Source organism: Herbidospora mongoliensis (genome assembly GCF_001570545.1).
Lineage (GTDB): Bacteria > Actinomycetota > Actinomycetes > Streptosporangiales > Streptosporangiaceae > Herbidospora > Herbidospora mongoliensis.
The window spans coordinates 294559-320103 of the sequence record NZ_BBXD01000013.1 but is presented as its reverse complement, the minus strand read 5'-3'; the positions used below and the strand labels follow the sequence as shown (position 1 = coordinate 320103).

30 protein-coding genes are annotated in these 25545 nt (G+C 70.5%); 16 read left to right on the top strand and 14 right to left on the bottom strand.

Annotated elements, in window-relative coordinates:
* Positions 1–85 precede the first annotated feature (85 nt).
* The 3 genes from AW272_RS18570 to AW272_RS18560 all read left to right on the top strand — a co-directional run bounded on the left by AW272_RS18570 (position 86) and on the right by AW272_RS18560 (position 2383).
* Positions 86–640 carry an EF-hand domain-containing protein gene (locus AW272_RS18570; protein ID WP_066366612.1) on the top strand — a complete coding sequence of 185 codons (555 nt, stop codon included), beginning with the start codon at positions 86–88 and terminating at the stop codon, positions 638–640.
* A 9-nt stretch (positions 641–649) separates the two neighbouring features.
* A complete protein-coding gene (locus AW272_RS18565; protein ID WP_066366604.1) occupies positions 650–1087 on the top strand; it encodes a cupin domain-containing protein in 438 nt (145 codons plus the stop codon).
* A 159-nt stretch (positions 1088–1246) separates the two neighbouring features.
* On the top strand, positions 1247–2383 hold the full coding sequence (locus tag AW272_RS18560; RefSeq protein WP_066366602.1) for a DUF418 domain-containing protein: 1137 nt from the start codon (positions 1247–1249) through the stop codon (positions 2381–2383).
* Between the two features lie 4 nt (positions 2384–2387).
* Here AW272_RS18560 and AW272_RS18555 read toward each other — a convergent pair whose 3' ends face one another.
* Both AW272_RS18555 and AW272_RS18550 read right to left on the bottom strand, forming a co-directional pair.
* Positions 2388–3248, bottom strand: coding sequence for a nitroreductase/quinone reductase family protein (locus AW272_RS18555; RefSeq protein WP_066366596.1), 861 nt, complete (start codon positions 3246–3248; stop codon positions 2388–2390).
* A gap of 184 nt (positions 3249–3432) precedes the next feature.
* Positions 3433–4347 (bottom strand): SDR family oxidoreductase, encoded by a 915-nt coding sequence (locus AW272_RS18550; protein WP_066366594.1) that lies wholly within the window; start codon positions 4345–4347, stop codon positions 3433–3435.
* 103 nt (positions 4348–4450) lie between these two features.
* Between AW272_RS18550 and AW272_RS18545 the strand changes: the two genes are divergently transcribed.
* From AW272_RS18545 to AW272_RS18530, 4 genes are read left to right on the top strand one after another with little or no spacing between them, the layout of a single operon-like run.
* A complete protein-coding gene (locus AW272_RS18545; RefSeq protein ID WP_066366591.1) occupies positions 4451–5293 on the top strand; it encodes a helix-turn-helix domain-containing protein in 843 nt (280 codons plus the stop codon).
* 34 nt (positions 5294–5327) lie between these two features.
* A complete protein-coding gene (locus AW272_RS18540) occupies positions 5328–5843 on the top strand; it encodes a PadR family transcriptional regulator (RefSeq protein ID WP_066366589.1) in 516 nt (171 codons plus the stop codon).
* Complete coding sequence (locus AW272_RS18535) at positions 5840–6526, top strand: ABC transporter ATP-binding protein (protein ID WP_083958433.1); 687 nt, start codon at positions 5840–5842, stop codon at positions 6524–6526. Before AW272_RS18540 ends, AW272_RS18535 begins: the two co-directional genes overlap by 4 nt.
* Positions 6523–8337: an ABC transporter permease gene (locus AW272_RS18530; protein ID WP_066366587.1), complete on the top strand. Its 1815-nt coding sequence runs from the start codon at positions 6523–6525 to the stop codon at positions 8335–8337. The genes AW272_RS18535 and AW272_RS18530 overlap by 4 nt, the downstream gene beginning before the upstream one ends.
* Here AW272_RS18530 and AW272_RS18525 read toward each other — a convergent pair.
* Entirely contained in the window at positions 8318–9139 is an 822-nt protein-coding gene (locus AW272_RS18525; RefSeq protein ID WP_066366584.1) for a CPBP family intramembrane glutamic endopeptidase, read from the bottom strand. The two genes, AW272_RS18530 and AW272_RS18525, sit on opposite strands and share 20 nt — an antisense overlap.
* Positions 9129–9992 carry an alpha/beta hydrolase family protein gene (locus AW272_RS18520; RefSeq protein ID WP_066366581.1) on the bottom strand — a complete coding sequence of 288 codons (864 nt, stop codon included), beginning with the start codon at positions 9990–9992 and terminating at the stop codon, positions 9129–9131. The genes AW272_RS18525 and AW272_RS18520 overlap by 11 nt, the downstream gene beginning before the upstream one ends.
* A gap of 75 nt (positions 9993–10067) precedes the next feature.
* On the opposite strand from AW272_RS18520, the gene AW272_RS18515 reads away from it, so the two are divergent.
* The gene (locus tag AW272_RS18515) at positions 10068–10604 is read left to right on the top strand and encodes a helix-turn-helix domain-containing protein (protein WP_066366579.1); all 537 of its coding nucleotides are present in this window, start codon (positions 10068–10070) and stop codon (positions 10602–10604) included.
* Positions 10605–10613: 9 nt separating this feature from the next.
* Here the strand turns inward: AW272_RS18515 and AW272_RS18510 are convergent, their stop codons facing one another.
* A complete protein-coding gene (locus AW272_RS18510) occupies positions 10614–11495 on the bottom strand; it encodes an NmrA family NAD(P)-binding protein (protein WP_066366571.1) in 882 nt (293 codons plus the stop codon).
* Positions 11496–11634: 139 nt separating this feature from the next.
* Here AW272_RS18510 and AW272_RS18505 point away from each other — a divergent pair, with 139 nt between their 5' ends.
* From AW272_RS18505 to AW272_RS18495, 3 genes are all read left to right on the top strand, one after another.
* On the top strand, positions 11635–13326 hold the full coding sequence (locus tag AW272_RS18505) for an acyl-CoA dehydrogenase family protein (RefSeq protein WP_083958432.1): 1692 nt from the start codon (positions 11635–11637) through the stop codon (positions 13324–13326).
* Complete coding sequence (locus tag AW272_RS18500; RefSeq protein ID WP_218010942.1) at positions 13323–13946, top strand: 2'-5' RNA ligase family protein; 624 nt, start codon at positions 13323–13325, stop codon at positions 13944–13946. Before AW272_RS18505 ends, AW272_RS18500 begins: the two co-directional genes overlap by 4 nt.
* A 72-nt stretch (positions 13947–14018) precedes the next feature.
* Positions 14019–14252, top strand: coding sequence for a DUF3040 domain-containing protein (locus AW272_RS18495; RefSeq protein ID WP_218010941.1), 234 nt, complete (start codon positions 14019–14021; stop codon positions 14250–14252).
* Here AW272_RS18495 and AW272_RS18490 read toward each other — a convergent pair.
* Genes AW272_RS18490 through AW272_RS18465 form a run of 6 tightly spaced genes read right to left on the bottom strand, consistent with a single transcriptional unit; the run spans position 14249 to position 19630 of the window.
* Positions 14249–14938, bottom strand: coding sequence for a siderophore-interacting protein (locus AW272_RS18490; protein ID WP_066366566.1), 690 nt, complete (start codon positions 14936–14938; stop codon positions 14249–14251). The genes AW272_RS18495 and AW272_RS18490 overlap by 4 nt on opposite strands.
* Positions 14939–14967: 29 nt before the next feature.
* A complete protein-coding gene (locus AW272_RS18485; protein ID WP_066366563.1) occupies positions 14968–16041 on the bottom strand; it encodes a VWA domain-containing protein in 1074 nt (357 codons plus the stop codon).
* Positions 16041–17003 carry a VWA domain-containing protein gene (locus AW272_RS18480; RefSeq protein ID WP_066366561.1) on the bottom strand — a complete coding sequence of 321 codons (963 nt, stop codon included), beginning with the start codon at positions 17001–17003 and terminating at the stop codon, positions 16041–16043. Before AW272_RS18480 ends, AW272_RS18485 begins: the two co-directional genes overlap by 1 nt.
* Positions 17000–17860 carry a DUF58 domain-containing protein gene (locus tag AW272_RS18475; protein WP_066366559.1) on the bottom strand — a complete coding sequence of 287 codons (861 nt, stop codon included), beginning with the start codon at positions 17858–17860 and terminating at the stop codon, positions 17000–17002. The genes AW272_RS18480 and AW272_RS18475 overlap by 4 nt, the downstream gene beginning before the upstream one ends.
* A 3-nt stretch (positions 17861–17863) precedes the next feature.
* On the bottom strand, positions 17864–18856 hold the full coding sequence (locus AW272_RS18470) for an AAA family ATPase (RefSeq protein WP_066366558.1): 993 nt from the start codon (positions 18854–18856) through the stop codon (positions 17864–17866).
* Between the two features lie 12 nt (positions 18857–18868).
* Entirely contained in the window at positions 18869–19630 is a 762-nt protein-coding gene (locus AW272_RS18465; protein WP_066366557.1) for a S1C family serine protease, read from the bottom strand.
* A 62-nt stretch (positions 19631–19692) separates the two neighbouring features.
* On the opposite strand from AW272_RS18465, the gene AW272_RS18460 reads away from it, so the two are divergent.
* The gene (locus tag AW272_RS18460) at positions 19693–20670 is read left to right on the top strand and encodes an RNA polymerase subunit sigma-70 (RefSeq protein WP_066366555.1); all 978 of its coding nucleotides are present in this window, start codon (positions 19693–19695) and stop codon (positions 20668–20670) included.
* 50 nt (positions 20671–20720) lie between these two features.
* Entirely contained in the window at positions 20721–21173 is a 453-nt protein-coding gene (locus AW272_RS18455) for a hypothetical protein (protein WP_066366553.1), read from the top strand.
* Here AW272_RS18455 and AW272_RS18450 read toward each other — a convergent pair.
* From AW272_RS18450 to AW272_RS18440, 3 genes are read right to left on the bottom strand one after another with little or no spacing between them, the layout of a single operon-like run.
* Positions 21170–21478, bottom strand: a complete 309-nt coding sequence (locus AW272_RS18450; protein ID WP_066366550.1) for a winged helix-turn-helix domain-containing protein — start codon at positions 21476–21478, stop codon at positions 21170–21172. The genes AW272_RS18455 and AW272_RS18450 overlap by 4 nt on opposite strands.
* The gene (locus AW272_RS18445; protein WP_066366548.1) at positions 21472–21885 is read right to left on the bottom strand and encodes a hypothetical protein; all 414 of its coding nucleotides are present in this window, start codon (positions 21883–21885) and stop codon (positions 21472–21474) included. Before AW272_RS18445 ends, AW272_RS18450 begins: the two co-directional genes overlap by 7 nt.
* A 44-nt stretch (positions 21886–21929) precedes the next feature.
* Entirely contained in the window at positions 21930–22532 is a 603-nt protein-coding gene (locus AW272_RS18440; protein WP_066366546.1) for an HNH endonuclease family protein, read from the bottom strand.
* 101 nt (positions 22533–22633) lie between these two features.
* Here AW272_RS18440 and AW272_RS18435 point away from each other — a divergent pair, with 101 nt between their 5' ends.
* From AW272_RS18435 to AW272_RS18425, 3 genes are read left to right on the top strand one after another with little or no spacing between them, the layout of a single operon-like run.
* Positions 22634–23308, top strand: coding sequence for a response regulator transcription factor (locus tag AW272_RS18435; RefSeq protein ID WP_066366539.1), 675 nt, complete (start codon positions 22634–22636; stop codon positions 23306–23308).
* Entirely contained in the window at positions 23305–24678 is a 1374-nt protein-coding gene (locus AW272_RS18430; protein ID WP_066366537.1) for a sensor histidine kinase, read from the top strand. The genes AW272_RS18435 and AW272_RS18430 overlap by 4 nt, the downstream gene beginning before the upstream one ends.
* 59 nt (positions 24679–24737) lie before the next feature.
* A complete protein-coding gene (locus AW272_RS18425) occupies positions 24738–25541 on the top strand; it encodes a polyphosphate polymerase domain-containing protein (RefSeq protein WP_066366535.1) in 804 nt (267 codons plus the stop codon).
* Positions 25542–25545 lie beyond the last annotated feature (4 nt).

The following is a 25545-nucleotide window of genomic DNA, read 5'->3' as shown; positions in this document are numbered from 1 at the left end:
TTTCGGAGCGTAATTGACCATAAGCTTTACGTGATGTTACGGTGCGCAGGCCGCTGAGACACCACCCCCCACACCAGGAGGTGCCATGACTTTCGCTGTGCCTGACGCCCTCGCCCGGAAGTTCGACAAGCGATTCGCGCTGTTCGACGCCGACGGCGACGGTGTGCTGACCAAGGACGACTTCGAGGCCGCCGCCACCCGGTTTTTGGCGGCGTTCGACGTCCCCGCCGACTCCGCCGAGGGGCGGGATGTGCTGGCCGCGTACGCGGGCATGTGGAACGCCCTGATCCACAGCGCCGACGTCGACAGCGACGGGCGGCTGAGCCGCGACGAGTTCGTCGCCTACCTCGCCGGTGACGAGTTCCGGGCACACGGCTACGCGGTGACGGCCGGGCGGGTCGCCGAGTCGGTCCTCGCCGTCTGCGACAGCGACGGCGACGGCCGGATCTCCTACGACGAGTTCGCCGCCATCCCCGGCATCTCCGCGCTGCCCGACGGCGAGCGCCGCGAGGTGTTCACGCGGCTCGACACCGATGGCAGCGGTCATCTCGACATCGGCGAGATCCATGCCGCGCAGCGCGATTTCTACCACAGCACCGATCCTGACGCGCCCGGCAACCTAATCTTCGGCCAGCTCTGAGGAGACGACGTGGACCATCCCCCGCAGCCTGACGGTCACTGCCGCGTCGTCCGCTCCGCCGTGATGTACGAAGGCAAGCAGCACCTCCAGTTCTTCGCCGGGATCGCCGCCGAGACCGTGGGCGCCCGCAACATCTGCATGCACCTGCAGACCATCCCGCCCGCCGGCGGCGGCCGGGCCCACAAGCACGACCACCACGAGACCGCCATCTACGTCATCAAGGGCGCCGTGGGCGCCTGGTACGGCGAAGATCTGCAGCACTACCTCGAAGCCCGCCAGGGCGAGTTCATCTACATCCCGGCCAGCACCCCGCACATGCCGGTGAACCTCAGCGACAGCGAACCGGCCGAGGTCGTGCTGGCCCGCACCGACCCGCGCGAGCAGGAGAGCACGGTGCTCCTGCCCGATCTGGAAGGCCAGCGGTCCCTGCCGGCTCCAGCAGGCTAGATCAAGGCGGCGACCCGGGCGTTCTTCCTCTGGAAGAGCGCCCTTCGTCGTATCCGCCGTAGATCGAGGTTGTCACGGGTGACCGGCGCGATCAGAATCGGATCTTGTGCGCCCGAGATCGTCGTCAACGGTCACACCGGCGCGGTAGGAGGCACATCTGTGTCCATTCTGGGGTTACGGCCGGTCGCGGAGACCGAACGCCAACTCGCCCCCGACCTCGCCAGAGGGATCATGCTTCTGCTGATCGCCGTGGCCAACTCCGCGATCTATCTGTACGACCGGCCTTACGGCCTCCGCCAGCACGTCGTCGAAGACGGCCTGACCGACCGGGTGGCCGGGGCGCTGGCGCTGACGTTCGTCGACGGGCGCGCCTATCCGATGTTCGCCGCGCTGTTCGGCTACGGCATGGTCCAGATCTGGAACCGGCGGCGTGACGACGGCGAGGGACGGCGGATCCTGCGGCGGCGGAGCCTGTGGCTGATCGCCTTCGGCGCGGTGCACGCGCTGCTGCTGTTCTCCGGCGACATCCTCGGGACCTACGGGCTGGTCGGGCTGCTGCTGGCGCTGCTGATGCGGGCGAGCGACCGGACCCTGTTGATCCTCGCCGGGGGCTGGCTCGTGCCGGTCGCCGTGCTGTCCGCCGGCGCCTACACCATGCCGCACGCCGCCTATGAGCGGACGATGTTCTGGTCGCTGGAGCTCTCCGACCCGCTGGCCGCGCTGGCGTTGCGGCCGCTCGAATGGTTGATGACCCCAGCGGGGATGACGGGCGTGCTCACCGCCGCCCTCCTGGGCGTCTGGGCCGGTCGGCGGAGTCTGCTCGCCGAACCCGACACGCTGGTGCGGCGGTTCGCGGTGTGGGGGCCGGTCGTCGGCGTGCTCGGCGGGCTGCCGGTGGGGCTGGCCGCGTCCGGGTTCCTGGAGCTTGACGGCGGCCTGGTCGTGACCTCGTTCGTCGCGCTGCACACCGTCTCGGGGATCGCCGCCGGGCTTGGGTACGCGGCGCTGATCGCCCTGATCGCCCGGCGCATCGGGGAACATCGTGGCGCTGTGGTGACCGCGCTGGCGGCCTGCGGGCAGCGATCTCTGACGTGTTATCTGCTGCAGTCGGTGGTGTTCGTGGCGCTGCTGCCGCCGTACACGCTCGGGCTCGGCGGGCACCTCGGCGGCGCCGCCACGATCGCGCTGGCCACCGCCACCTGGGTGGCGACGGTGGCGGCGGCCGAGGTGATGCGCCGGAGAGGGATGCGCGGGCCCGCCGAGACGCTGTTGCGGCGGCTGACCTATTCCCGGTGACGCCCTACCTGGGGGGCCAGGGGATCTCGGTCAGGAAGGGGAGAAGCGACGCCTCCTCGTAGTCGAGGTGGGCGTTCAGTTCTGTCGACATCCGGTCGAGTTCGGCGCGGAAGCGTCGCGGGTCGGCGGCGCCGATGTCGGCCAGCAGGGAGACCAGTTCGCCCTGGATGCGGGCGACCGTGCGGTGTTCCTCGCCGAGCCGGGCGAAGGTGTCGGCCAGGTGGGGGTGGTAGTGGGCGATGCCGGGGAACAGGTGGTCGTCTTCGCTGGTGTGGTGGAACTCCAGCGTCTGGCAGAACGCCAGGCAGCGCTGGCGGATCTGCAGGCCGAGGCTGATGTCGGCCGTCGGTGCGGCGAAGTGGGCGTCGACTTCCGTCCTGACGTGGCGCAGTTGGGCGCGCAGCCAGGTGTGGACCTCCATGAGCTTGTCGGCGAGGGTGTTGACTTCGAGGGCGGGCTCGTCCTGCTCCAGGACCACGACCGGCAGGGGCCGGGTGGTCTGGGCCTGGTAGTCGCCGTATCCGGGTGACACGGCGACGACCTGCGCGAACAGTTCCTCGCGCCGGGCTCCCTCGGCGGGGACCGCGAGGGCCTCGAAGGTCTCGGCGCCGATCTCCACTCGTACGACGGGGTGGGCGAGCAGGTTGTGGTACCAGCCGGGGTGGCGTGGGGCGCCGAGGTTGGAACCGACGATCAGCAGCGAGGCGCCGTGGCGGACGTAGCCGAGGGGAGTGGTGGTCTCCTTCCCCGACTTCGCGCCGGTGGTCGTCAGCAGGAGCAGGTCGCCGCCTTCGAAGGGGCCGCCGACCTTTCCCCCGTTGGCGCGGAACTCCTCGATGATCGATTGGTTGAAGGGCGTGGGCATACGGTTCTGTGTCTCCGGAGCTTGGGGTGAAATGCGAGCTAGAGGTCAGCTACAGGGCGCGGAGTAGGAACTCACGGCTTACTCCCTGGGTGAAGGATGTTCGCCCGATCACCGGCCGGCCCACTGCTCTTTGGCCGGAGTCACGCGACATCGGCTCTATTGCATCCGCCCGGACCGTCGCCTGTCAACCGGGTCTGATCATGCTCTCGGCGGCGGCGATGATCGCGTCCTCGGGGTCGCGCGGCTTCCACCGCAGGACACGGCGGGCCTTCTCGCTGGAGACCTTCTTGGCATGGCCGGGATCACCGGCCTCGAAGGGGACGCCCAGCAGGGTCGCGATCCGCTTCACCTCGATGGCGGGACCGCCGGCGAGGAGGAAGCGCTGACCTGCGGCTTCGGGTTCGGTCATGGCCAGGATGTGCGCGTTCGCGACGTCGCGCACGTCGACGATCGGGATCCACATGTTCGGGAGCGGCTGCCCGTCGAGGAGCCGCCGGATGATGTGGTTGGCGCCGGAGATCTCCGGGCCCATCACGGGGCCCATCACCGCGACCGGCAGGATCGTGGCCAGCTCCGGTGAAGCGCCCTCGGCCGCCACGAAATCCCAGGCCGCGCGCTCGGCGAGCGTCTTGCTCCTGCCGTAGGCGTCGATGCCGGGGCCGTCCAGGACCGACCAGTCCTCTTCGGTGAAGGTGTGGTCGGTCGGCGGGTGACCCCAGCCGACGGCGTGGAAGGCCGAGGTGAGCACGACCCTTTTGACGCCGGCGTCGCGGGCGGCCCGCAGCACGCGGAGGGTGCCCTCGCGGGCAGGGGCGATGAGGTCGTTCTCGTCGTGGACGTCGCCCAGATGGACCGGAGAGGCAACGTGGAGCACGTAGTCGCAGCCGCTGACGGCTTCGGCCCAGCCCTCGTCGCTCATGAGGTCGGCCTCGACGAAACTCAGCGCGCCGGAGTCGGTGAGCACCGCCCTCACGGCGCTTTCGCGGGCCAGTGATCGCACGGTCGTGCGGACGAGATAACCCTGATCGAGAAGTTGGAGGACGCAGTGTCCGGCGATGAATCCGGACCCGCCGGTGACGAGAACACGCTGCTTGGTCATGGGAACGACGTTCGCCGGTCGGCCCAGGCCCAGCCAGGTCCCTCTCGACACTGGTAGTGACAGGGACAGGCAGGCGTCCGAGGTCGAGGATTAGCGTGGAGGCATGACCGACGAGCCGAACCTGCTGGGCGAGTATCTTCGCGCCCGGCGTGAACTCGTGACCCCCGAGCAGGTGGGCATCCCCGTGCTCGGGACGCGGCGGGTGCCGGGGTTGCGGCGCGAGGAGGTCGCGATGCTCGCGGGGATCAGCGCCGAATATTACCTGCGGCTGGAGCAGGGGCGGGACCGCCGCCCGTCCGTTCAGGTGCTGGTGTCGATCGCCCGCGTCCTGCTGCTCGACGACGACAGCTATCTCCTCAGCCTCGCCGAGGACAGGCCCCGGCGCGCCCGGCGGCGGCCCAGGCGGGAGGTCGTGCCGCCGAGTACCGCGAGGCTGGTGGCGTCACTTCCGTACCCCGCCTTCGTCGAGGGCCGCTACCTCGACGTGCTCGCCGCCAACGCCCTCGCCACGGCGTTGTCGCCGCGGCTGACGGTGGGCGGCAACCGGCTGCGGGACGTCTTCCTCGACCCCGCCGAACAGGCGCTCTTTCCCGATTGGGAGCGCGCCTCCGCCGCCCTGGTCGCGGGGTTCCGGCAGTCGGTCGGCAGTGACATCGACGATCCCCGGTTCATCGAGCTCGTCGGCGAACTCTCGCTCGCCAGCCCGCACTTCCGCCGGTTGTGGGCCCGCCACGACGTCGCCGGACGGCTCGGCGCCACCCTCAGCTTCAACCATCCCCAGGTCGGTGAGCTGCGCCTGGACCGCGAGAAGCTCGCCCTCAGCGGTACGGACGGCATCATGCTCGTCATCTACCACCCCGAGCCCGGCACCGACAGCGCGGAGAAGCTGGCCCTGCTCGCCTCCGCCTCGGTCACCCCGAGATCGTTTGACGTTCCCATTGCCTAACCGCTATCTATTACCTAGCGGTTAGGGGTGATGGATGCAGGACGCGATTCTGGCGATGCTCGCCAAGGAGCCCTCACACGGCTACGACCTCGGGCTTCGGCTGCGGCGGGCGCTCGGTCCGCTGGGTGGGTCGATGAACGCCGGTCAGGTCTACGTCACTCTCGCGAGGCTGGAGAAGGCGGGCCTGGTCGTCCAGGAAAAAGGGGACAGGCCCGATCGCAAGGTGTACGCGCTCACCCAGGCCGGCCAGGAGCGGGTGGCCGCCTGGCTGACCGAGGTCAGCCGGCCCAAGCCCGACCTGGTGGAGTTCCACCTCAAGCTCGCCGCGGCGAGCGCGTCCAGGCTCGCCGATCCGGTGGAGCTGGTCGGCGCGCAGCGGCGCGAGCTGATGCGGCGGCTGCACGAGACGCAGCGGGCGATCCTGGCCGAGCCGGACGGCTCGACGGGCGGGCTGCTGCTGGAAGGGGTCGCGTTGCGGCTGCAAGCGGATCTGCGCTGGCTGGAAGCCTGCGAGCGCGTCTGGTCGAAGGTCGAGAAGGAATCAGAGTGAACGTGCTGCAGGTGCGTGGGCTGGCCAAGCGGCACGGCCAGAAGCAGAGCCTGGTCCGCGCGGTCGACGGGGTCGATCTGGACGTGCCGGCCGGACAGACGCTGGCGGTGATGGGGCCCAGCGGCTGCGGGAAGTCGACCTTGCTGCACCTGCTGGGTGGTCTCGAGCGGCCCAGCGACGGCGAGGTGTGGCTGGCCGGTGAGCGCATCGACACCGCGAGCGAGCGGGCCCTGGCCCGGCTGCGGCGCAGGTCGGTGGGGTTCGTCTTCCAGGCCTTCCACCTGGTCGAGGAGTTGTCGGCGGCCGAGAACGTGGAGCTGCCGGTGCTGCTGGCGGGAAGTTCGCCGCGTCAGGCCAGACGGCGGGCGCGGCTGCTGCTGGAGCAGGTCGGGCTGGCCGACCGGGCCCGGCATCTGCCCTGGAAACTGTCGGGCGGAGAGCGGCAGCGGGTGGCGGTCGCCCGCGCGCTGGCCAACGAACCGCTGGTGGTGCTCGCCGACGAGCCGACCGGGAACCTCGACACCGCGGCGACGAACGAGGTGCTGCGGCTGTTCGCGCATCTGCGGGCCGAGGGGCAGACCCTCGTGATGGTCACGCATGACGGCAGGGTCGCGGCCACCGCCGACCGGCTGATCTCGATGCGCGATGGGATGTTCGTCGAGGACACCTGGCTCGCGTCGTGACGGGCCGCGTCCTGCTCGTGTTCCGCCTCGTGGTGGGGGATGTACGGCGGCATCCAGGTCCGGCCGCGATGCTCGTGCTGTCGGTGGCCGTCGCGAGCGCGGTGCTGAGCCTGGGCATGTCGCTGCCGGGGGTGACCGAGCGGCTCTACCTGCACACCCGGGCCGCGACGGCCGGGCCCGACGTGGTGGCCCTGGCACCCGACGACAGTCCCGTCGCGACCTCGGCGCTGACCTCTCTGGTGGACGCTCCCGGGGTGGCGGCCACCAGCAGGCCGTACAAACAGTTCTGGGCGACTCTCACCCCGCGCGGCCGACCCGAGGTGCGCGTGGTCGTGCTCGGGGTCGACAGGAAACCCGGGCCGATCGATCGTCCGCTGATGGTCTCGGGCGAATGGGTCAGTCCCGGTGGTGTCGTGGTCGAGAAGGGCTTCGCCACCGCTGTGGACCTGCGCGTCGGAGACCAGGTGGCCATCGCCGGCCGGTCATATCCGATCGTCGGGATCGGGGTGACCGCGGCTCGCATGGCCTACCCCGGAGCGATGATGGGCGGGCCGGGCAACGGGCCGTCCGACCGGGCCGGTCTGGTCTGGATGAACGAACCCGACACCCGGGCGCTGGCCGCCTCGGACCTGCCGAGAACCTCGATCATCTACCTGAGGATGCACGACCCCGCCGCCACCTCGAAGTACATGATCTCCTACCACGAGACCCGCAACTCGGCCGGTGGCTTCGTCGGCGACTCCTTCGTGAACTCCTTCACCTGGCAGTTCATCGCGAACGAGGACGGCAGACATCTCCGGGACAGTCAGCCGATCATGATCATCGGCGGCTGGCTGCTCAGCTTCCTGGCCGTCGCCGGCATGAGCACGCTGGCCGCCGGCCGGGCCGCCGGGCAGGTGCGCCGGGTCGGGCTGCTCAAGGTCATCGGGGCCACCCCCGGTCTCATCGCCGTGGTCCTGCTCACCGAATACCTCATCCTGGCGGTGCTGGCCGACGCGCTGGGGCTGGTCGTCGCGCACGTGCTGGCGCCCTCGATCATCAATCCCAGCGGCAGCCTTCTCGCCGACGGGGCCGGGCTGAGCGGGATGGTCATCCTGATGACGACGATCGTGGCCGTCGGGGTGGCGATCCTGACCGTGCTCGGTCCGGCCGTACGGGCGGTGCGCTCCGACGCGGTGACCACGCTCTCCGCCGGGTCCCGGCGGCCCGAATATCTGGTGATGCTGTCCAGGGTGGCGGCGCTGCTGCCGACTCCGCTGCTGCTCGGGCTCCGTCTCATCGCCCGCCGCCCCGGCCGTGCCGTCCTGCACCTCTGCGGCACGGCGGCCACGGCGATCGGTCTCACCGTTCTCCTGATGGTGGAGTCCCAGCCGGAACAGGGCTGGGATTTCGGCGGGGTCGTTCTGGCCGATCTGGCGAACGATCAGAGCCGCCATCTTCTGATGGGGGTCAGTGCCGCGTTGATCGCGCTCTCGGTGGTGAACACCCTCACGATGACCTGGACCACGGCGATGGAGTCGCGGGCCACCATGGCGATCGCCCGGACGCTCGGGGCGACTCCCGGGCAGATCACCTGGGGCCTGTCCGTCGCCCAGCTGCTGCCCACCCTGCCGGGGGCCCTCGCGGGCATCCCCGCCGGCCTGTTCCTGAACTGGTTCTTCGGGCCCCCGGATCCGCCCGAGATGCACACGGAGTGGCTGTTCCTCGTACCGCTCGTATTGATGCTGGGCACCGCGCTCCTGACCGCCCTGCCCGCCCGTGCCCTGGCCCGCCGATCGGTGGCGGAGACGCTCAACGCGGAGACAGCGTGAGAACCGGCTCGACCGTGCGGGTGCGCGGCGTGGCGGCGAGCAGCACGGTGACGACGATCATCTGGACGACCAGGACGACCGCCTGCGTCACCGGAGAACTCACGGTGAGCAGCGCCATCGTCGCGTTGACCCCGAAGTGCGTCGCGATCGCGGCGATGACACCCGCACGCTCGTAGGCCCAGCCGGTCAGCAGGGCCATCGGGACGACGCTGAGGCTGAACAGCAGACCGCTCCAGCTGAACAGGCCGAGCTCGTTCTGGACGGTGCCGGAGATGAAGAACAGCGGCAGGTGCCAGATCGCCCAGGCGACGCCGAGGACGAGACCCGACCCGACGCGGCCGAGCGAGGCGCGCAGCCGGGGATGGGCGGTGCCGCGCCACCCGGGCTCCTCGGCCAGCGGGCCCGTGACGATCATGCTCAGCAGGAACGGCACGAGCCCGCCGACCGACGCGATCAGCTTCTGACCTTCGGCCAGGCTCAGCTCGGGGCCGCCGAGAAGGTTCGCGAGCAGCGCGCCGCCCACCACGGTCGCCGGCGCCAGGACCAGCAGAAGCGGCACCCACAGCAGCCGCGCGCCGGACCAGGTCCGCACGGAGTGGGCGGGGACGGGCTCACCCCGGCGAGCCCGGAGCACCCGGATCACGATCGCCCCGATCACCGGGCCGAAGCCGCCGAGCAGGAAGGGGACGGCGGTGGGGAAACTCGTCGGCGCTCCCCCGAGCGCGATCGCGGATAACCAGAACGCGTAGGTCGTCGTGAACGCGACGGTGAAGAAGATGACGAGGTCTTTCCTAGTGTTCATGTGCTTCCCTCTCGAAGATCTGGGCGAGCCAGGTGGTCACCTGCGCGAGCAGGCCGGGGTCGATCGGCTGCCGGAGCTGCCGTGGATAGGAGCGCGCCGAGGCGGGGCCCGGGTCACGACGTAGCAGGTGGGTGAGGTCGGCGATCCGGTGGGTCTCGACCTCGCCGGGCACAAGCCGGCGGATCTCGTCGAGGTCGGCGGGGTCGACCTGGACGTCCTTGCCGCCGGTGATCGCCAGGACGGCGGCCTTGATGTTCGGCAGGTCCGCGCGCGAATCGTGGGCGAGCAGCCCGCGTATCGCGGCCGGGCCGGTTCTGACGGCGAGGGCTCGCAGCAGCGGCGTCAGCAGCCGCGCGAACGCCGGAAGATCGCGGGCCAGATTCTCGAACTGCCACCGCAGGGCGTCTTCACCTGACCGGGCGAACCCGCCCAGCAGCACCACCGCGCGGACCCCGGGCCGGGCGGCCAGGGCCATGGCGTGGATCGCGCCCTCGCTGTGCCCGACCACGCCGATCGCGCCGGCCCGGATGCCGGACAGCGCGGCCAGGGCGCGGAGCGCGGCGACGGCGTCGCGGCGGTTGTCGGCGAACTCGGTCTTCCGCCAGTCGCCGCCGGTGGCGCCGACGCCGCGCCGGTCGTACCGCAGCGTGGCGATCCCCCGCTCCGCGAGCGCGGCGGCCATCGGCGCGCCGAGCGCCATGCGGAGCCGCCGGGTGTTGCCGTCGCGGTCGAGCCGGCCGGAGCCGTGCAGCAGCAGGACGGCCGGGTGCGGGCCGGGTCCCGGCGGCAGGGTCAACGTGCCGGCCAGCGGTAACCCGTCGTCCGCGACGGCTGCCATGTCGACGTCCCGCATGTCCTTTACCACCTCTCTCGTTTTTGGTGACGTTCTCAATATTGAGAACATTATCGTATGTGAGAGACTCGGGCCATGGCAACCGCAGACCTTCTCCTGCACCCCGTCCGGATGCGCATCCTGCAAGCCCTGTTCGACGGTGACCCCCTGAACACCAACCAGCTCCGCGACCGCCTGCCCGACATCGCCCCCGCGACGATGTACCGGCACATCGCCCTGCTGGCCGAGGCGGGGGTGCTGGAGGTGGCGGGCGAGACCCGCGTGCGCGGCATCGTGGTGCGCAGTTACCGGGTGCGCTCGGAGAAGGCGACGGTCGACCCGGCGGCGCGGGCGACCATGACGCCCGAGGACCACAGACGGGCGTTCACCACGTTCGTCGTGTCACTGCTGGCCGATTTCGAGCGCTACCTGAAGGCCGACGACGCCGAACCGACCTCAGATGGTGTGGTCTACCGGCAGGCGATAGTGAACCTGTCCGACGAAGAGTTCGCGGCGATGGTCGGGGAGATCCAGAACGCCGTCGTCAGCCGGGTCGACCTGCCCGCGGGCGAGGGCCGCACCCGCCGCATCGTCAACCTCGTCGTCGTGCCGGAAAGGACCGTGCCAGAGTGACGGCACCGCTCAACGAGTGGTCGGGAACAGGTTCCGGTTCGTGGTGACGTACTGCTCGACGGTTTGCGGGGGCTTGCCGGTGATCCGCTCGATGGTGTCGTCGGTGCCGGCGAAGATCCCCTCGCGGTAGTCGATGGCCACGGCCGACAGGTGCTGGATCAGGTGTTCTGACCGGCCGACGTCTCGCAGGATCTCGGCGTAGGCGTCGGTGCTGATCGGGTCGTAGCGGACCGGCACTCCCAGCACCCCGGACATCACTTCGGCGATCTCGTGGTGGTTCATCTCGACCGGGCCGTACAGCGGATAGGTGTGGCCGATGTGCTCGTCGGGGTTCGCCAGGATGGCGGCGATCACGCGGGCCTGGTCGGTGGCGGCGATCGGGGCGTGGCGGCCCTCGGCGAAGGGGAGGCGCAGGACGCCCGTGCCGTCGGTGAACCTCCAGTTGATCGGGAGCCATTCGGCGAAGAACGTGGGTCGCAGGTGGACGGCTCCTGCCGGCGACCAGTCGAGAACGCGTTCGGCGAGCCAGTGCTGGCGGGCGGCGTCGCTGTGGGAGGTGCGGCGGGCGGAGATCTGCGACATGTTGACCACTACTTCGAGGCCCGCCTCGGCGCCGGCCTGGGCGAAGGTCGTGGTCGCCTCGATGAGGCCGGGCTCGATCGGGTAGACGAAGTAGGCCCGGCGGACGCCTTCGAGGGCGCGGCGCACGGCGTCGATGTCGAGCAGGTCGCCGGTGGCGATCTCCGCGCCCAGCGTGGCCAGCCTGGTCGATCGATCGTCTTGGCGGTGGACGAGGGCGCGTACCGGCAGGCCCTGTTCCAGCAGGTCGCGGGCCGCTTCCGCGCCGGTCTTGCCGGTCGCGCCGGTGATCAGGATCGGGTGATCGCTCATCGATGCCTCCCACCTCCCACTCTAAGAAGCCCAGGTCGGGGGGCCTGCGGCGGGCTCGTCCCAGAAGCGGAGCGACCGATTGCCACTCCTTGATCACGGAGCGTGTTTACTGTCGTCGGAGGTGGTCACAGTGGTAGCCATGGCATTGGCCGAGGCGCTGTTCGGGTTCCGGTACGCGGATGTGCACGCACCCTGGCGAGATCTGTTCGCCCGGTTCGACCCGGCCGAGGTCGCCGACCTCGGCTACGAAGACCGGATCGCGGCCACCTATGACCGGCTGAGGGTCGTCGACCGGCACGTACACGATGTCGAGAAGCTCGTCGGTGATCCGGAGAGCCTGGCCGCGCTGCACGAATGGGCGGCCCCTGTCGACGGTGGGCTGGCCACGGTCGCCGGGATTCACTACAACCTGTTCCTGGGCAGCCTCCTCGACCACGGCCGGGAGGTCGGTGGTCGGCGACGCGTCGGGACCTTCCTGTGCACCGAGATCGGCCACGGCAACAATGCCGCCCGCATGGGCACCACGGCGACCCGCGACGGCGTCGGCTTCGTGCTGCACACGCCCGACGTCGCGGCGACCAAGTTCATGCCGAACACCAGCGCCATCGGCGGTCCGAAGACGGCCGTGGTGGCGGCCCGGCTGATCGACGGCGAGACCGATCAGGGGGTGTTCCTGTTCGTCGTCCCGCTGGACGCTCCCGGGGTGCGGGTGGAGTTGCTCAAGCCGAAGCTGGGACCGGCGATCGACCACTGTCTCACCACGTTCGACCAGGTCAAGCTGGGCCCGGACGCCCTGCTCCAAGGGCCGCACGGCCGGATCGGCGCCGACGGCGTGTTCACCAGCCCCATCGGTAACCGGCGGCGGCGCATGCTCCACTCCATCGGGCGGGTCACCGCCGGGAAGCTGTGCATGAGCGCCTGCGCGGTCGGGGCTGTCCGGCACGCGCTGGCGCTGGCGGTCCGCTACGCGCACGTCCGGCAGGTCGCGGCGCTGACCGGCGGCACTGACGCGAGCGTGCCGGTCTGGGCCTACCGCAGCCACCACGCGCCCCTGCTCGACGGGCTGGCCACGGCTTACGCCGCCACGCTGCTGCACCGCGCCGCCGTGGCGGACGCCGGCGACGAGACCCGGGTGGCCCTCACCAAGGCCTGGGTCACCTGGCAGGGCCGCCAGGTGATCATCGAGGCGCGGGAACGGTGCGGGGCGCACGGGCTCTTCGACGCCAACGGCATCGCCCCGATCCAGACCGCCTTCGAGGGGCTCATCACCGCCGAAGGCGACAACCTCGCCATCATGGTGAAGGCGGCGGGGGAACTCCTGCTGAGCGGTGCGGACCCCGGGCCCGACCCCGACCTCCTGCAGAACCTCCTCGTCCTCGCCGAGGGAATCTGGCGTGATCGCGCCCGGACGGCGCTGCGGGCCAAGGGGCGGCGCGGTCCGCTCGACCGGTGGAACCGCACGTCGACGGCCGCGCTCCGGTACGCCGAGGCGATGGCCGGTCGCATGGCGGCGGGGGAACTGCTGAGCGCCGCCCGGAAGACGGACGTCGCTCTGCTCCGCGTCCTCCACCGGTTGCTCGCGCTGCGGCTGCTCGCGCCCGCCACGGGCGACCTGCTGGCCGCGGGACATCTCACGGCGGCCCAGGTGGAGGCGTTTCCGACGATGCGGGACGAGGCGTACGCCGACCTCGCGCCGCACGCCCTCACCCTGGTCGACGGGTTCATGATCCACGAAGACGTGTCGGCCCGGCACCCGATCACGGCCCCGGACGCCGTGACCCACGCCCGCCGCACCCTGTCGCTGATCGACGTTCGGGAGGAGACCGCATGAGCGATGAAGAGCAGATGGTGGATCACTGGTGGTGGCGGCCCGGGTGGCGGGTGGGGCGGCGGGGCTATGCCTGGCACCTGACCTTCCGGGACGCGCTCGGCGTCCACCGCCTGGCCGATGTCTACCGGCAGGCGCTCAAGGAGATCGCCGGGCTGGACCCGGTGCCCGACATGTCGCTGCACCTGACCATGCAGCACGTCGGGTTCACCGACGAGGTGCCCGACGAGGACATGCGGGCGATGGTCAGCGCCGCCACCCGGCGGCTCGCGTTGCTGCCCGCGTTCGAGATCGTGCTCGACCGGCCGGTGATCACGCGGGAGGCCGTCCGGTGGGACGTGACGCCGGCCGAGCCCGTGGCGGCCGTGCGGCTGGCCGTCCGGCAGGCGATCGCCGAGGTGTGGCCGCAGGTGCGGGGGCGGGACGAGGGGTTCGTGCCGCACATCTCGATCGCCTACAGCAACGCGGCCGTGCCCTATTCCACGGTCGCGGCGGCGCTTCAGGCGGTCGACGCGCCACCGGCGTGTGTGCGGATCGAGAACGCCGACCTGATCCACCAGCACCGCGATCGGCGTATGTACGAGTGGGAGGAGTCCACCCCCGTCTGGCTCGCGAACGGCTGACGCGTCATCGGTTCCTGAGCGCGCTTATGGGGTAGCGGGCCTACCGGTTGCCCCACGAGAAGGATCATGCCCATGGGAATGTCGGCCGCTGAACAGCGCATCCTGACGGAGATCGAGCAGACGCTCCGCACTCAGGACCACGACTTCGCCAACCGGATCGACGAGATGAACGCCGCCCACGCGCGGGCGTCGACCGGCCGCCAGGTGCGGCCGGACAGGACCAGGAAAACGGTCCTGCTGGTGCTGGCCGCCGTCGCGGCGGTGATGCTGGCGGCCATCGTGCTGCTGGTCGTGCTCAATGCCTAGTCGAGGCCGGTGCGGCCTTCGGCCCAGTAGGCCTTGCCGAGGGTCTTCGCCGGGCCGGGCGTCCAGTCGCGGGCCGCGCGCCGGATCGGGCCGACGGTTGCGGCGTCTCCGGTGACGACCAGGTCGTAGACGCCTGATCCGGGGACGGTCAGCAGGTCGTGGCTGTTCTTCGGGACGACGGTCGCGGTGACGCCGAGACCGGCCAGGACCTCGGTGTACTCGGCCGGGACGTCGGCCTCCAGGACGTAGGTGACGCCCTCGGGCCTGGCCTCGTGGAGTGCGGCGGCCAGGCCGACGCTGGACTCGTCGCCGATGAAGACCACCTGGGCGGCCGTGCTGGTCAGGTCGAGGGAGCGGCGGGGGCCCATCAGGTCACAGGGGTCGCCAGGCGCCACCCGGTCGATCCAGCGGGCGGCCGGGCCGGTGCCGTGCCGGTAGGCGACCAGCGAGGTCGTGCCCTCGGCCGCGTTCCAGGCGAACGGGGTGTAGGTGCGCATGGTCATCGTGCCGCGATCGGTGCGCAGCTGGACCTTGCTCCCCGGCGTGTACGACGCCGACCGGAACTTCTCCGACTGCAGGTCGACCCGGACGAAGTGCTCGGAGAGCGCCGTCCGGCGGGTGACGACCGCCTGGGTGAGGAAGGCTCCGCTCGCGAGGTCGGCGAGACGTTCGGATATGCGTGCCATCGTCCGGGCCTTTCCTGTTGGTCCGGAAATCAGCCTAGTGCCCGGACGGGACGCCCCCGGTTCCACCACATAGACAAACCGACCCCGGCAAACGTGAGCAACGTGCCGAACAGGACGAACCAGACCGTCGTCTCCTGCTTGGCCTCGTGCAGGCCGATCTCGCTGGGCAGGTCGGTCAGGACCTCGGTGAGCTGGCCGGCGTCCTCGGCGCGGAAGTACTTGCCGCCGGTGGTGTCGGCCACCGCGGTCAGGGTCTCCTCGTCGATCTGCATGACCCGGCGGCGCAGGCCGCTGTCGTCGCCCCACCGGCCGAAGCCTCCGCCGCCCCCTCGCCAGTTGTCGCCGCTGACCTGGTCGGCCGTGCAGACCATGGCGGCCGGTTCGGTCGTACCGAAACCGATGGTGAAGACCCGCAGGCGGCGGGCGGCGGCCTGTTCGGCGGCGGTGAGGGGGGCGACGCCGGTGGTGTTGGAGCCGTCGGTGAGGATCACGATCGTGTCAGGTTCGTAGTCACCCTTTGAAGTGGGCGCGGCCAGGTCGACGCCGGTCTCGGTGACGTTGGGGTTGTATTCGGCGATGGTGTCGATCGAGGTGAGGATCGCCTGGCCGATCGCGGTGCCCCGCGAGGTCTTCAGCGACTCCAGGGCCTCGACCAGCTGGTCTTTCTCGGTGGTCGGGGGGACCAGCAGGCCGGCGATGCCGGCGAAGGCGACCAGGCCGATGCGGGTGCCGTCGTCGCTCTGCTCGATGAACGCGCGGGCGGCCTCGATGGCGGCGGTCAGGCGGTTGGGGTCGACGTCGGTGGAGCACATCGAGCCCGAGGCGTCCATCGCCAGGATGATCGAGGTGTTGTCGCGCGGCACCGAGACCGTGGCCTCGGGGCGGGCGACGCTCGCGGCGATCAGCGCCAGGCCGACCAGGAACAGCGCGACCGGGATCCGCCGCCGCCAGGCGCTGCGGCCGGGGATGGCCGCGCGGATGAGGCCGATGCTGGAGACGGTGATGGCGGTGCGCTTGCGGCGGCGGTTGAACCACCAGCGGGCCAGCAGCAGTAACGGGACGACGAGCAGCGCGAGCAGGGCCAGGGGCCAGCCGAGCGACATCAGACGATCCTTCCGTGCCAGCGGGTGCCGAGCAGGCCGCCGAGGGTGAGCAGCAGCAGCGCGGCCCCGGCGAACGGAGCGGTCAGTTCGAGGGGTTCTTTCTTCATGGTCAGCCGTAGGTCGATGGCGTCGGTCGTGGCGGCGAGCGCCTGCGCGTCAGCCGCTTCGTGGTACTTCCCGCCGGTGGTCTGGGCGACCGCGGTGAGCAGGTCGGCGTCGAGGGCGGTGGCGAGGTTGAAGCCCTCGACCTCGACGGTGGCGCCCCGGGCGGTGCCCACCCCGACGGTGTGGACGCGCACTCCCGACGCCGCCGCGACCTCCGCCGCCACGGCGACGTCGGGGCCGCCGGTCTCCTGGCCGTCGGAGAAGACGACGACCGTCGCCTCGGGGAAGTAGCCCAGGCTCTGCGGCTGCTGCCCCTCTTCGGGCAGGACGACCGGCTTGCCGGTGATCGTGCCGAGCGCGACCAGCAGGGCCCGGCCGATGGAGGTGCCGCCGTTGGCGCCGGCCCGGTCGATGGCGGCCAGGGTCGCGGGGCGGTCGTCGGTGGGGGGCTGGGTGAGCAGGGCCTGGTCGCCGAAGATGATGACCCCGATGTCGACCGTGCTCGGCTGCTTCTCGACGAAGCCCTTGGCGGCGGCCTGGGCGGCGGCCAGCCGCGACGGCCGCACGTCGGTGGCCTTCATGCTGGCGGAGATGTCGAAGGCCAGCAGCACGGTGCCCGATATGCGCGGCACGCTGACCTCGGCCTGCGGCCGGGCCAGCCCGGTCAGCAGGACCGGCAGGGCGGCGAGGAGAAGGGCGTACGGGAGATGTCTGCGCAGACCCCCACCGGTCAGGCCGCCGAAACCCGCCGCGGCCAAGGCGGCGTTCCGCCGCTTCTGCAGGATCGTGTACGCCGCCACCGCGCCACCCGTGAGCAGCACGGCCAGCACCAGCACGAGCGGTTGGTCGAAGGTCACCAGGCCCTCCGTCCGCGTACCAGGCGCAGGAGCGTGGCCACGAGGTCGTGGTCGGTGGTGACGTGGTGGGCGTCGACACCCGCGCGGCGCATGGCCGCCGCCAGTTCGGTCTCGCGAGCGGAGACCTGGGCGGCCAGCCGGTCGCGCAGCAGCGGGTCGCTGGAGTCGACGAGCAACTGCTCGCCGGTCTCGGCGTCCTCGACCACGATGAGGCCGAGGTCGGGAAGTTCGAGTTCGGCCGGGTCGACGATGCGGACCACCACTACCTCGTGCCGGTGGGTGAGCATCCCGAGCGGCTTCTCCCAGCCGGGGTCGCCGATGAAGTCGGACATGACCACGACCAGGCTGCGCTGCCGGATCGAAGCCGCCGCGAGCCGCAGCATCCCGGCCAGGTCGGTGACGGTCTTCGAGCGGGCCGGTTCGCGCATCAGGTCCTTGGTGATGCGCAGGACCTGGTCCCTGCCGCTACGGGGTGGGATCAGGCGGTGCTCGGTGGTGTCGTACAGGATGGCGCCGATCTTGTTGCCGCCACGGGAGACGATGCGGGCGATGCTGACCGCCAGTTCGGTGGCGGCCCGCGTCTTGCCGGCCCGCATCGAGGCCGACCGGTCGACGACGAGCCAGGCGGTCATCTCGCGGTCTTCGGTGTAGAGCCGCACGAACGGCTCGTCGAGCCGCGCGGTGACGTTCCAGTCGATGTGGCGTACGTCGTCTTCCGGCAGGTAGCCGCGCAGATCGGTGAAGTCGATGCCGGCGCCTCGCCACACCGTGCGGTAGGCGCCCTGCAACCGGCCGTCGAGCCGTCTGCCGAGCCGCCACTCCAGGCGGCGCAGCAACCGGTCGGGCGGGGTGACCATCGGTCAGCGTCCCCGGCCGGCGGGCCTGGGCACCGGCAGGTTGGCCAGGATCTTCGACAGGACCAGGTCGGCGGTGACCTCGTCCGAGAGGGCCTCGTACGACAGGACCAGCCGGTGCCGCATCACGTCGAGGGCGAGGTCGACGAGATCCTCCGGTACGACGTACTCCCGCCCCCGGATGTAGGCCAGCGCGCGGCCCGCGAGGACCAGGCTGATCGACGAGCGGGGGCTGGCGCCGTAGGTGACATACCTGGCCAGGTCGCTCTGGCCGACGCGGGCGGGGTCGCGGCTGGCGTGGGCGAGCTGGACGGCGTACTCGATCAGCGACGGGTCGACGTAGACCGCGTCGGCCTGCTGCTGGAGTTCCAGCAGGGCCGACGGCTCCAGGATCTTCTGGATGACCGCCGTCGGGGTGAGGGCCCGTTCGACGACCACGAACTCCTCGGTCACGCTCGGGTAGCCGACGAGGATCTTCATCATGAACCGGTCGACCTGGGCCTCCGGCAGGGGATAGACGCCCTCGTTCTCGATCGGGTTCTGGGTGGCCATGACCAGGAACGGGTGCGGCACCTTGTGGGTCTCGCGGCCGATGGTGACCTGGCGTTCCTGCATCACCTCCAGCAGGGCGCTCTGCACCTTGGCCGGGGCCCGGTTGATCTCGTCGGCGAGCAGCAGGTTGGTGAACACCGGCCCGAGCTGGACCTGGAACTCGCCGGTCGGCTGGTGGTAGACGCGGGTGCCGACGATGTCGGCGGGCACCAGGTCGGGGGTGAACTGCACCCGCCGGAAGTCACCGCCCATCGCCTCGGCGAGCGACTTCACGGCCAGCGTCTTGGCCAGGCCCGGCACGCCCTCGACGAGGATGTGCCCGCGTGCCAGCAGCGCCACGAGCATGCGCTCCAGGAGGGCGTCCTGGCCGACGATGGTCTTCTTGACCTCGTACAGAAGCTTCTCGACGGGACCCGACGGGGCGTTCTCGGGGTCGTTCCAGCTCACGGGGGATCCTTCCTAGAGCGGCAACATGTCGCCGTCACCCTCGCCGCCGAGCGCGGCGCCGATGGGCATGGCGAAACCGATGCCGATGAACGTGCCGGCTTCGGTGGGATTGGCGAGGGACACGACGATGCCGACGACCTGGCCGCGGTCGTTGACGAGCGGCCCACCGGAGCTGCCCGGGTTCACCGTCGCGTCGAACTGGATGTGGCCCTCGGTACCCGCGACCTCGCGGTCCAGTCCCGAGACGACACCGCTGCTGGTGCTCAGGGTCAGCCCGAGCGGGTTGCCGATCGCGACGATGTCGTCGCCGACCTGCGTGGCGCCGCCGAGCACGGCCGGGACGAGGGTGCCGGGGAGTTTCTCCGGCATGAGGGTGGCGATGTCCTTCTTGGGGTCGCTGCCGACGACCTTCGCGACGGTCTTGCTGCCGTCGGTGTAGGAGACCTCGATCGACACGGCCGAGGCGACGACGTGGGCGGCGGTCAGGATGGTGCCGTCGGCGTTGGCGATGACACCGGTGCCGACGGCCGAGGTGGTCATGCTCGACTCGCCGTCGTCGTCACCCTCCCGTTTGGTCTCGATCCTGACGATCGACGGGAGGAGCGTCTGGTAGACCTCGGCGGTGGTCAGAGGGGTGTCTGATGGCGATGGGGATGGACTCGGAGCGGCCGCTTCCGGTAAGTCGCCTCCTCGGAACAGGACCATTCCGGTGATCACCACGGCCCAGACCACGGCCGCTCCGATGAGCAACCATGACTTCGGCCTTTTGGTCATGGATTCGACGGTACGTGTAAGTCCTGAAAATTGCCTTAAAGGTCCGTTGTACTGTCTCTTTGATGCCTGAGGAGACGGAGTTCACCCAGCTGGTCGAGCGGCACCGGCCCGAGTTGCGGGTGCACTGCTACCGGATGCTCGGCTCCTACCAGGACGCCGAGGACCTCGTCCAGGAGACGTTCCTGCGGGCGTGGCGGGGCCGGGAGGGCTTCGAGGGCCGGGCCTCGGTCCGCACCTGGCTCTACCGCATCGCCACCAACGCCTGTCTCGACGCGCTCGACCGGCGTCCGCGCCGGGTGCTCCCGTTCGACGTGGCCCCCGCCGCCCTCGACGCCGACGGGCCCGTTCCCGATCCCGGCGGCCACGCGTGGCTCGAACCGTATCCAGACCACCTGGTCGACGACGTCGCGGCCGATGTCGTGGCCAGGGAGACGATGGAACTGGCGTTCCTCGCCGCCATCCAGCATCTCCCGCCGAGGCAGCGGGCCGTGTTCATCCTGCGCGACGTCCTCGAGTGGCCGGCCGACGAGACCGCCGCGCTGCTGGACGTCAACGTCACCGCCGTCAAGAGCGCACTCCAGCGGGCCAGGGCGACGATGCGCGCCCGGCTGCCGCGACGGCGGAGCGAATGGGCGGCGGGCAAGGGCCTGACCGAAGAGGAGCAGGCCGTCCTGCGGCGTTACATGGCCGCGCACGAGTCCGGCGACGAGGAGGCGCTGATCGGCGTCCTCCACGAGGACCTGCGCACGGCGTTCCCGCCGATGCCGCTGTGGGCCGATTCCCGGGCGGCGTTCCTGGCGGGCAGCCGCAAGCACGCCGCCGTCGGCGAATATCTCTTCGTGCCGACCTCCGCCAACCGGCAGCCCGCTACGGCGATCTATCTGCGCAGGCCGGGCGACACCCTGTTCCGGCCGTTGGTGGTGGAGGTCCTGCGGGTCGAGAACGGGGTCATCGTCGAGATCGTGGACTTCGGCGACCCGGCCGTGTTCGCCTCGTTCGGCCTCCCCGCGACTTTTTCCGCGAACCCCGATTCCTTTTGACCGCCGGGTCGTCAGTACTCCGTGAAGACTCCAACCGAGAGGACACGGACATGAACGACACACTCGCCCGGCTCGACGCGCTCGTCGGCCGATGGAGCCTCCAGCCGCACGTCGAAGGCGTCGGCACCGCGTGGACCGAGTTCTCGTGGGACGCGAGCGGCCTGTTCCTGCGCCAGCTGACCGACGCCGACCCGATGCCGGACACCACTCCTTCGGGGTGGCGGGAGAACGCGCCGTTCCCGACCACCACCCTGATCGGCCTCGACGACGCGACCGACGAGTTCACCGTCCTGTACGCGGACGGCCGAGGCGTCCACCGCGTCTACGGGATGAACTTCACCGACGGCCGGTGGACGATGTGGCGCGACGCCCCGGGCTTCAACCAGCGTTTCACCGGCACGCTGAGCGCCGACGGCGACACCGTGGACGCGCGGTGGGAGACCTCGGCGGACGGCGCCACCTGGACGCTGGACTTCGAGCTGACCTACACCCGCCTGCGTTAGGGCAGCCCCGCCCCGTCGGCGATGGCCCGGAGGGCGGCCAGGTGGCGGGTGAAGGCCTCGCGCCCTTCGGGGGTGAGCTTGAGCCAGGTGCGCGGCCGCTTGCCCGCGTAGCCCTTGATGACCTCGACGTATCCGGCCTTCTCCAACATGGTGACCTGCTTGGACAGGGTCGGATCGGTGATCTCGACGGCGTCGCGGACGAAGGCGAACTCGACCCGGTCGGCCGCCGCCAGTACGGCGACGATGGACATCCGTACGGGCGAGTGGATGACGTCGTCGAGATCGTGACGGGGATGGCTCACCATGCCCGGCTCTCCACGTGGGCGCCGATGAAGAACGGCGCCGCCACGACCAGCGAACCGACGAACGCGGCGAGCGGATCGCCGTGCAGCCCGGCCGCGATCAGCACGGCCAGGTAGACGCCGTGCAGCAGCATCCCCGCCACCACGGCGAGCAGATAGCGGCGCAGGAAGCCGAGCGGCGCGACCCGTTGCCGGTGCGCGTACCAGGCTCCCCATCCCGCGAAGATCACCGCCCAGGAGGCGGGGATGAGCGTCCACGGGCCGGACACGAACGCCGTCGTGAAGTCGACGGCGAACATCACGCAGCCGAACGCGACCAGTACCAGCACCGGCCACCTGGCCGCGGCGCGCACGGTCTGCCGGTGGGCCTCGGCCGCTTTCAAGGCCGCGGCGGCCTCTTCTCGATCCATGCTTCGATAGTGGCAACTACTTTCCAACATGGCAAGTAGTTGCCTCAGCAGAATGTGAGCATGTTCTGGAGGGCCGACTTCTCCCGCCTGGTGACCGACAGCCGATAGTGGCGTTTGACGGTGATCCAGTCGCGGGCGTACGCGCACCAGTACGACCGCACCGGAGGCCGCCAGTTGGCCGGGCTGTGGCCGCCCTTGGCGAGGTTGGCCGACTCGCTCACCGCGATGAGCTCGGGCCGGGTCAGGTCGTGCGCGAACGCGTGCCGCCGGGCCGGGCTCCACCGCCACGCCCCCGAGATCCACGCGTTGGCCAGCGGGACCACGTGGTCGACGTCGATCTGGCCGGTGTCCTTCAGGGTGCGGCCGTCGTAGGGGCTGTACCAGCGCCCGTCCGCGTCGCCGCACCGGCCGTCGGCGGGGGATCGGTCGTCGCGCATCAGGACGGTCTGGCGGGTGTCACAGCCGCCGGTCCCCGGCCGCCGCCAGGTGGTCATGAACTTCGCGCGGTCGTAGCGGGCCAGGATCCGGGCGCTGGCCGGTCTCACCTGGAGTTGCGCCAGCGCGGAGAGGGCGGACGCGTCGGCGGGCGCGGGCAGCAGGACGAGGAACACGCTCACGAGAGCCGCTCGCGGCCATAGGGCGGTCATGACCTCGGCGATACCCAGCGATTACGCAGAGTAGTCAAAGTCCCAGGAGGGTACGACCTGTTCCTTAGCCTGCTTTCAGGCCGATGGCATAGAAGACAACCATGGATGTCCGAGTGCTGGTGGTCGACGACGAGCCGAGCATCCGTGACCTGCTCGCCGAGGCGCTGGAGCTCAACGGGTTCAGCGTCGTCGCCGTCTCCTGCGGCCGGGCCGCCCTCCAGGAGGTCGCCAGAGACCGGCCCGACATCGTCGTCCTCGACGTCATGCTCCCCGACATCGACGGGTTCACCGTCGCCCGGCGACTGGGCGAGGCCGGGCCGCCGGTCCTGTTCCTGACCGCGAAAGACCAGGTCGGCGACCGCATCAAGGGACTGACGGCGGGCGGCGACGACTACGTGACCAAACCGTTCAGCCTCGAAGAGGTGGTGCTGCGGCTGCGGGCGATCCTGCGCCGCATGCGCCCGCCCGAGGCCGACGACGTCATCCGCTACGCCGATCTCGAACTCGACGAGGAGGCCTACGTGGTGAGGCGGGCCGGGCGGCCCATCCGGCTGTCTCCCACGGAGTTCGCCCTGCTGCGCTATCTGATGATCAACGCCGAACGGGTCGTCAGCAAGTCGCAGATCCTCGAACGCGTCTGGGACCACGGGTTCGACACCGACAGCCGGATCGTGGAGTCGTACATCAGCTATCTGCGCAGGAAGATCGACACGGGTGGGCCGCCGCTGATCCACACCCTGCGGGGGGTCGGATACCGGCTGTCGGGTGCGCCGTGAACCGTCCGTGGCCGCTGCGGCTGCGGCTGCTCGCGGCCCTGCTCACCCTGTCGGCTCTCGGGCTGGCGGGGTTCGGCGTGTCCGGGGTGCTGGTGCTGGAGCGGTCGCTGCTGGCGCGGTTGGACAGTCAGCTGCGCGACTTCGCCGTGAGCGTCACCCGCCGGCCGCCGCCCACCGACGCCCAGCCGCCGCGGCGCGGGAGCCTGGAGCTGCCGAGCCAGTTCCGGGTGAGCTTCTACAGCGCGTCCGGGCAGCTCGAACGGCATCTCCCGACGACCTTCGGCGACGGGCCGGAACTGCCTGGGAGTGTCGTCGCGGGGGCCACGCCGCGGCCGTTCACCGTCGGCGACTGGCGGGTGATCGTCGAGCGGCTGCCGGACGGCCGGCGGGTGGCGGTCGCGATGTCGCTGGAGTCGAACCGGGCGACCGTCCGGGAGTTGCTGATCATCGAGGTCGTGGCCGGTGTGGTCGTGCTGGTCCTGCTCGGGGCGCTCGCCTGGGTCGTCGTACGACTGGGGCTCCGTCCCCTGACCAGGATGGAGACCACCGCCGAGGCCATCGCGGCCGGCGACCTCGACCGCCGGGTCGCCGACGCCGACCCCCGCACCGAGCCCGGCAGGCTCGGCCTCGCCCTGAACACGATGCTGGAACGCCTGGCCTCGGCGCTGAAGGCCCGCGAACAGTCGGAACGGCGGCTGCGGCATTTCGTCGCCGACGCCTCTCACGAACTGCGCACCCCGCTGACCTCGATCCGCGGCTTCGCCGAGCTCTACCAGCACGGGCAGCAGACCCGCGACCCCGTCGCCGAACGGCTGCTGGGACGCATCGAGAACGAGGCCCGGCGCATGGGCGTGCTCGTGGAGGACATGCTGCTGCTGGCCCGCCTGGACCGCGAGCCGATGCTCGAGCTCAGCACGGTCGACCTGCGGGTGCTGGCCGGGGACGTCGTGCACGCCGCCCGCGCCAGGGAACCCGGACGGCCGATCACTCTGGAGGTGCCGGGCGACGCGGTGGTCGTACGGGGAGACGAGCACCGGCTCCACCAGGTGATCGCGAATCTCGTCGGGAACGCGGTCACCCACACGGCCGACCGGGTCTTCGTCACGGTCGCGCGGCCCGACGAGAAGACGGCCCTGGTCTCGGTACGCGACCAGGGAGCCGGCATCGATCCCGAGCATCTGCCGCATGTCTTCGACCGGTTCTACCGGGCCGATCAGTCGAGGTCACGGGCCCACGGCGGGACCGGCCTCGGGCTGGCCATCGCCGCCGCGCTGGTCGAGGCGCACCACGGGCGGATCGAGGTGACGAGCGTGGCCGGCGAGGGCACCACCTTCCTGGTGCGGCTCCCGTTCAGCTCCGGTTCGTGTTGAGTTCACACATTGTTCCCAGGTTCGTCGGGTCGGATGTGCGCTGACCCGAACGGAGGAACATGCACGGTGACCGATTGCGCGCGCCGAGCAGGCTGCACGCCTTCAACCGCTACGAGATCAAGTATTTGATCGACGTCGACCAGGTCGACCGCCTGCGGGAAGAGATCGCACGGCGCCTCGACCGCGACCGGCACTGCCCGGACGAGGGCTACAGCATCTGGAGCGTCTACTACGACACCCGGCGGCTCCGCTTCTACTGGGAGAAGATCGAGGGCCTGAAGTTCCGCCGCAAGCTGCGCATCCGCCACTACGGCGACCGCTTCGCGGCCACCGCCGAGACCCCCGTGTACGTCGAGATCAAACAGCGGGTGAACAAGGTCACCCAGAAGCGCAGGGTCCGGCTCCCCTACACCGACGCGCTCGCCCTGTGCGACCGGCGGCGGATGGTCGAGAGCGACGCGCAGCCCTTCGTCGAGGAAGTCCTCGACCTGGTTTCCCGCCTCGACCTGCACGCCACCGCGATGACCGGCTACACCCGCCACGCCTACGTCGGCCGCGACGCGGATCTGGGCCTGCGGGTCACCTTCGACCGCCGCGTCCGGGGCCGCGACCGCGACTTCGACCTGGCCGCCCAGGCGGAGAACCGGCTGATCGTGCCGGCCCGCAAGGCGATCGTCGAGGTCAAGGCCAACGAGCGGGTGCCCTACTGGTTCACCGACCTGGCCGCCGCCCAGAACCTCCAGGTGGTCCGGGTCTCCAAGTACTGCCAGAGCGTGGAGGCCTACGGGCTGGTGCCGCGCTCGATCTTCCACATCGCAGGCGATCACGCCGACGCCCACCGCCCGGCCTACACGAAGGTCTGATCCC

Coding starts and splice junctions, on each gene's coding strand:
- AW272_RS18570 (WP_066366612.1), top strand. CDS start 86: ATGACTTTCGCTGTGCCTGACGCCCTCGCCCGGAAGTTCGACAAGCGA.
- AW272_RS18555 (WP_066366596.1), bottom strand. CDS start 3,248: ATGCCCACGCCCTTCAACCAATCGATCATCGAGGAGTTCCGCGCCAAC.
- AW272_RS18550 (WP_066366594.1), bottom strand. CDS start 4,347: ATGACCAAGCAGCGTGTTCTCGTCACCGGCGGGTCCGGATTCATCGCC.
- AW272_RS18545 (WP_066366591.1), top strand. CDS start 4,451: ATGACCGACGAGCCGAACCTGCTGGGCGAGTATCTTCGCGCCCGGCGT.
- AW272_RS18540 (WP_066366589.1), top strand. CDS start 5,328: ATGCAGGACGCGATTCTGGCGATGCTCGCCAAGGAGCCCTCACACGGC.
- AW272_RS18525 (WP_066366584.1), bottom strand. CDS start 9,139: ATGAACACTAGGAAAGACCTCGTCATCTTCTTCACCGTCGCGTTCACG.
- AW272_RS18520 (WP_066366581.1), bottom strand. CDS start 9,992: ATGCGGGACGTCGACATGGCAGCCGTCGCGGACGACGGGTTACCGCTG.
- AW272_RS18515 (WP_066366579.1), top strand. CDS start 10,068: ATGGCAACCGCAGACCTTCTCCTGCACCCCGTCCGGATGCGCATCCTG.
- AW272_RS18510 (WP_066366571.1), bottom strand. CDS start 11,495: ATGAGCGATCACCCGATCCTGATCACCGGCGCGACCGGCAAGACCGGC.
- AW272_RS18505 (WP_083958432.1), top strand. CDS start 11,635: ATGGCATTGGCCGAGGCGCTGTTCGGGTTCCGGTACGCGGATGTGCAC.
- AW272_RS18500 (WP_218010942.1), top strand. CDS start 13,323: ATGAGCGATGAAGAGCAGATGGTGGATCACTGGTGGTGGCGGCCCGGG.
- AW272_RS18495 (WP_218010941.1), top strand. CDS start 14,019: ATGGGAATGTCGGCCGCTGAACAGCGCATCCTGACGGAGATCGAGCAG.
- AW272_RS18490 (WP_066366566.1), bottom strand. CDS start 14,938: ATGGCACGCATATCCGAACGTCTCGCCGACCTCGCGAGCGGAGCCTTC.
- AW272_RS18485 (WP_066366563.1), bottom strand. CDS start 16,041: ATGTCGCTCGGCTGGCCCCTGGCCCTGCTCGCGCTGCTCGTCGTCCCG.
- AW272_RS18475 (WP_066366559.1), bottom strand. CDS start 17,860: ATGGTCACCCCGCCCGACCGGTTGCTGCGCCGCCTGGAGTGGCGGCTC.
- AW272_RS18465 (WP_066366557.1), bottom strand. CDS start 19,630: ATGACCAAAAGGCCGAAGTCATGGTTGCTCATCGGAGCGGCCGTGGTC.
- AW272_RS18460 (WP_066366555.1), top strand. CDS start 19,693: ATGCCTGAGGAGACGGAGTTCACCCAGCTGGTCGAGCGGCACCGGCCC.
- AW272_RS18455 (WP_066366553.1), top strand. CDS start 20,721: ATGAACGACACACTCGCCCGGCTCGACGCGCTCGTCGGCCGATGGAGC.
- AW272_RS18450 (WP_066366550.1), bottom strand. CDS start 21,478: ATGGTGAGCCATCCCCGTCACGATCTCGACGACGTCATCCACTCGCCC.
- AW272_RS18445 (WP_066366548.1), bottom strand. CDS start 21,885: ATGGATCGAGAAGAGGCCGCCGCGGCCTTGAAAGCGGCCGAGGCCCAC.
- AW272_RS18440 (WP_066366546.1), bottom strand. CDS start 22,532: ATGACCGCCCTATGGCCGCGAGCGGCTCTCGTGAGCGTGTTCCTCGTC.
- AW272_RS18435 (WP_066366539.1), top strand. CDS start 22,634: ATGGATGTCCGAGTGCTGGTGGTCGACGACGAGCCGAGCATCCGTGAC.
- AW272_RS18425 (WP_066366535.1), top strand. CDS start 24,738: ATGCACGGTGACCGATTGCGCGCGCCGAGCAGGCTGCACGCCTTCAAC.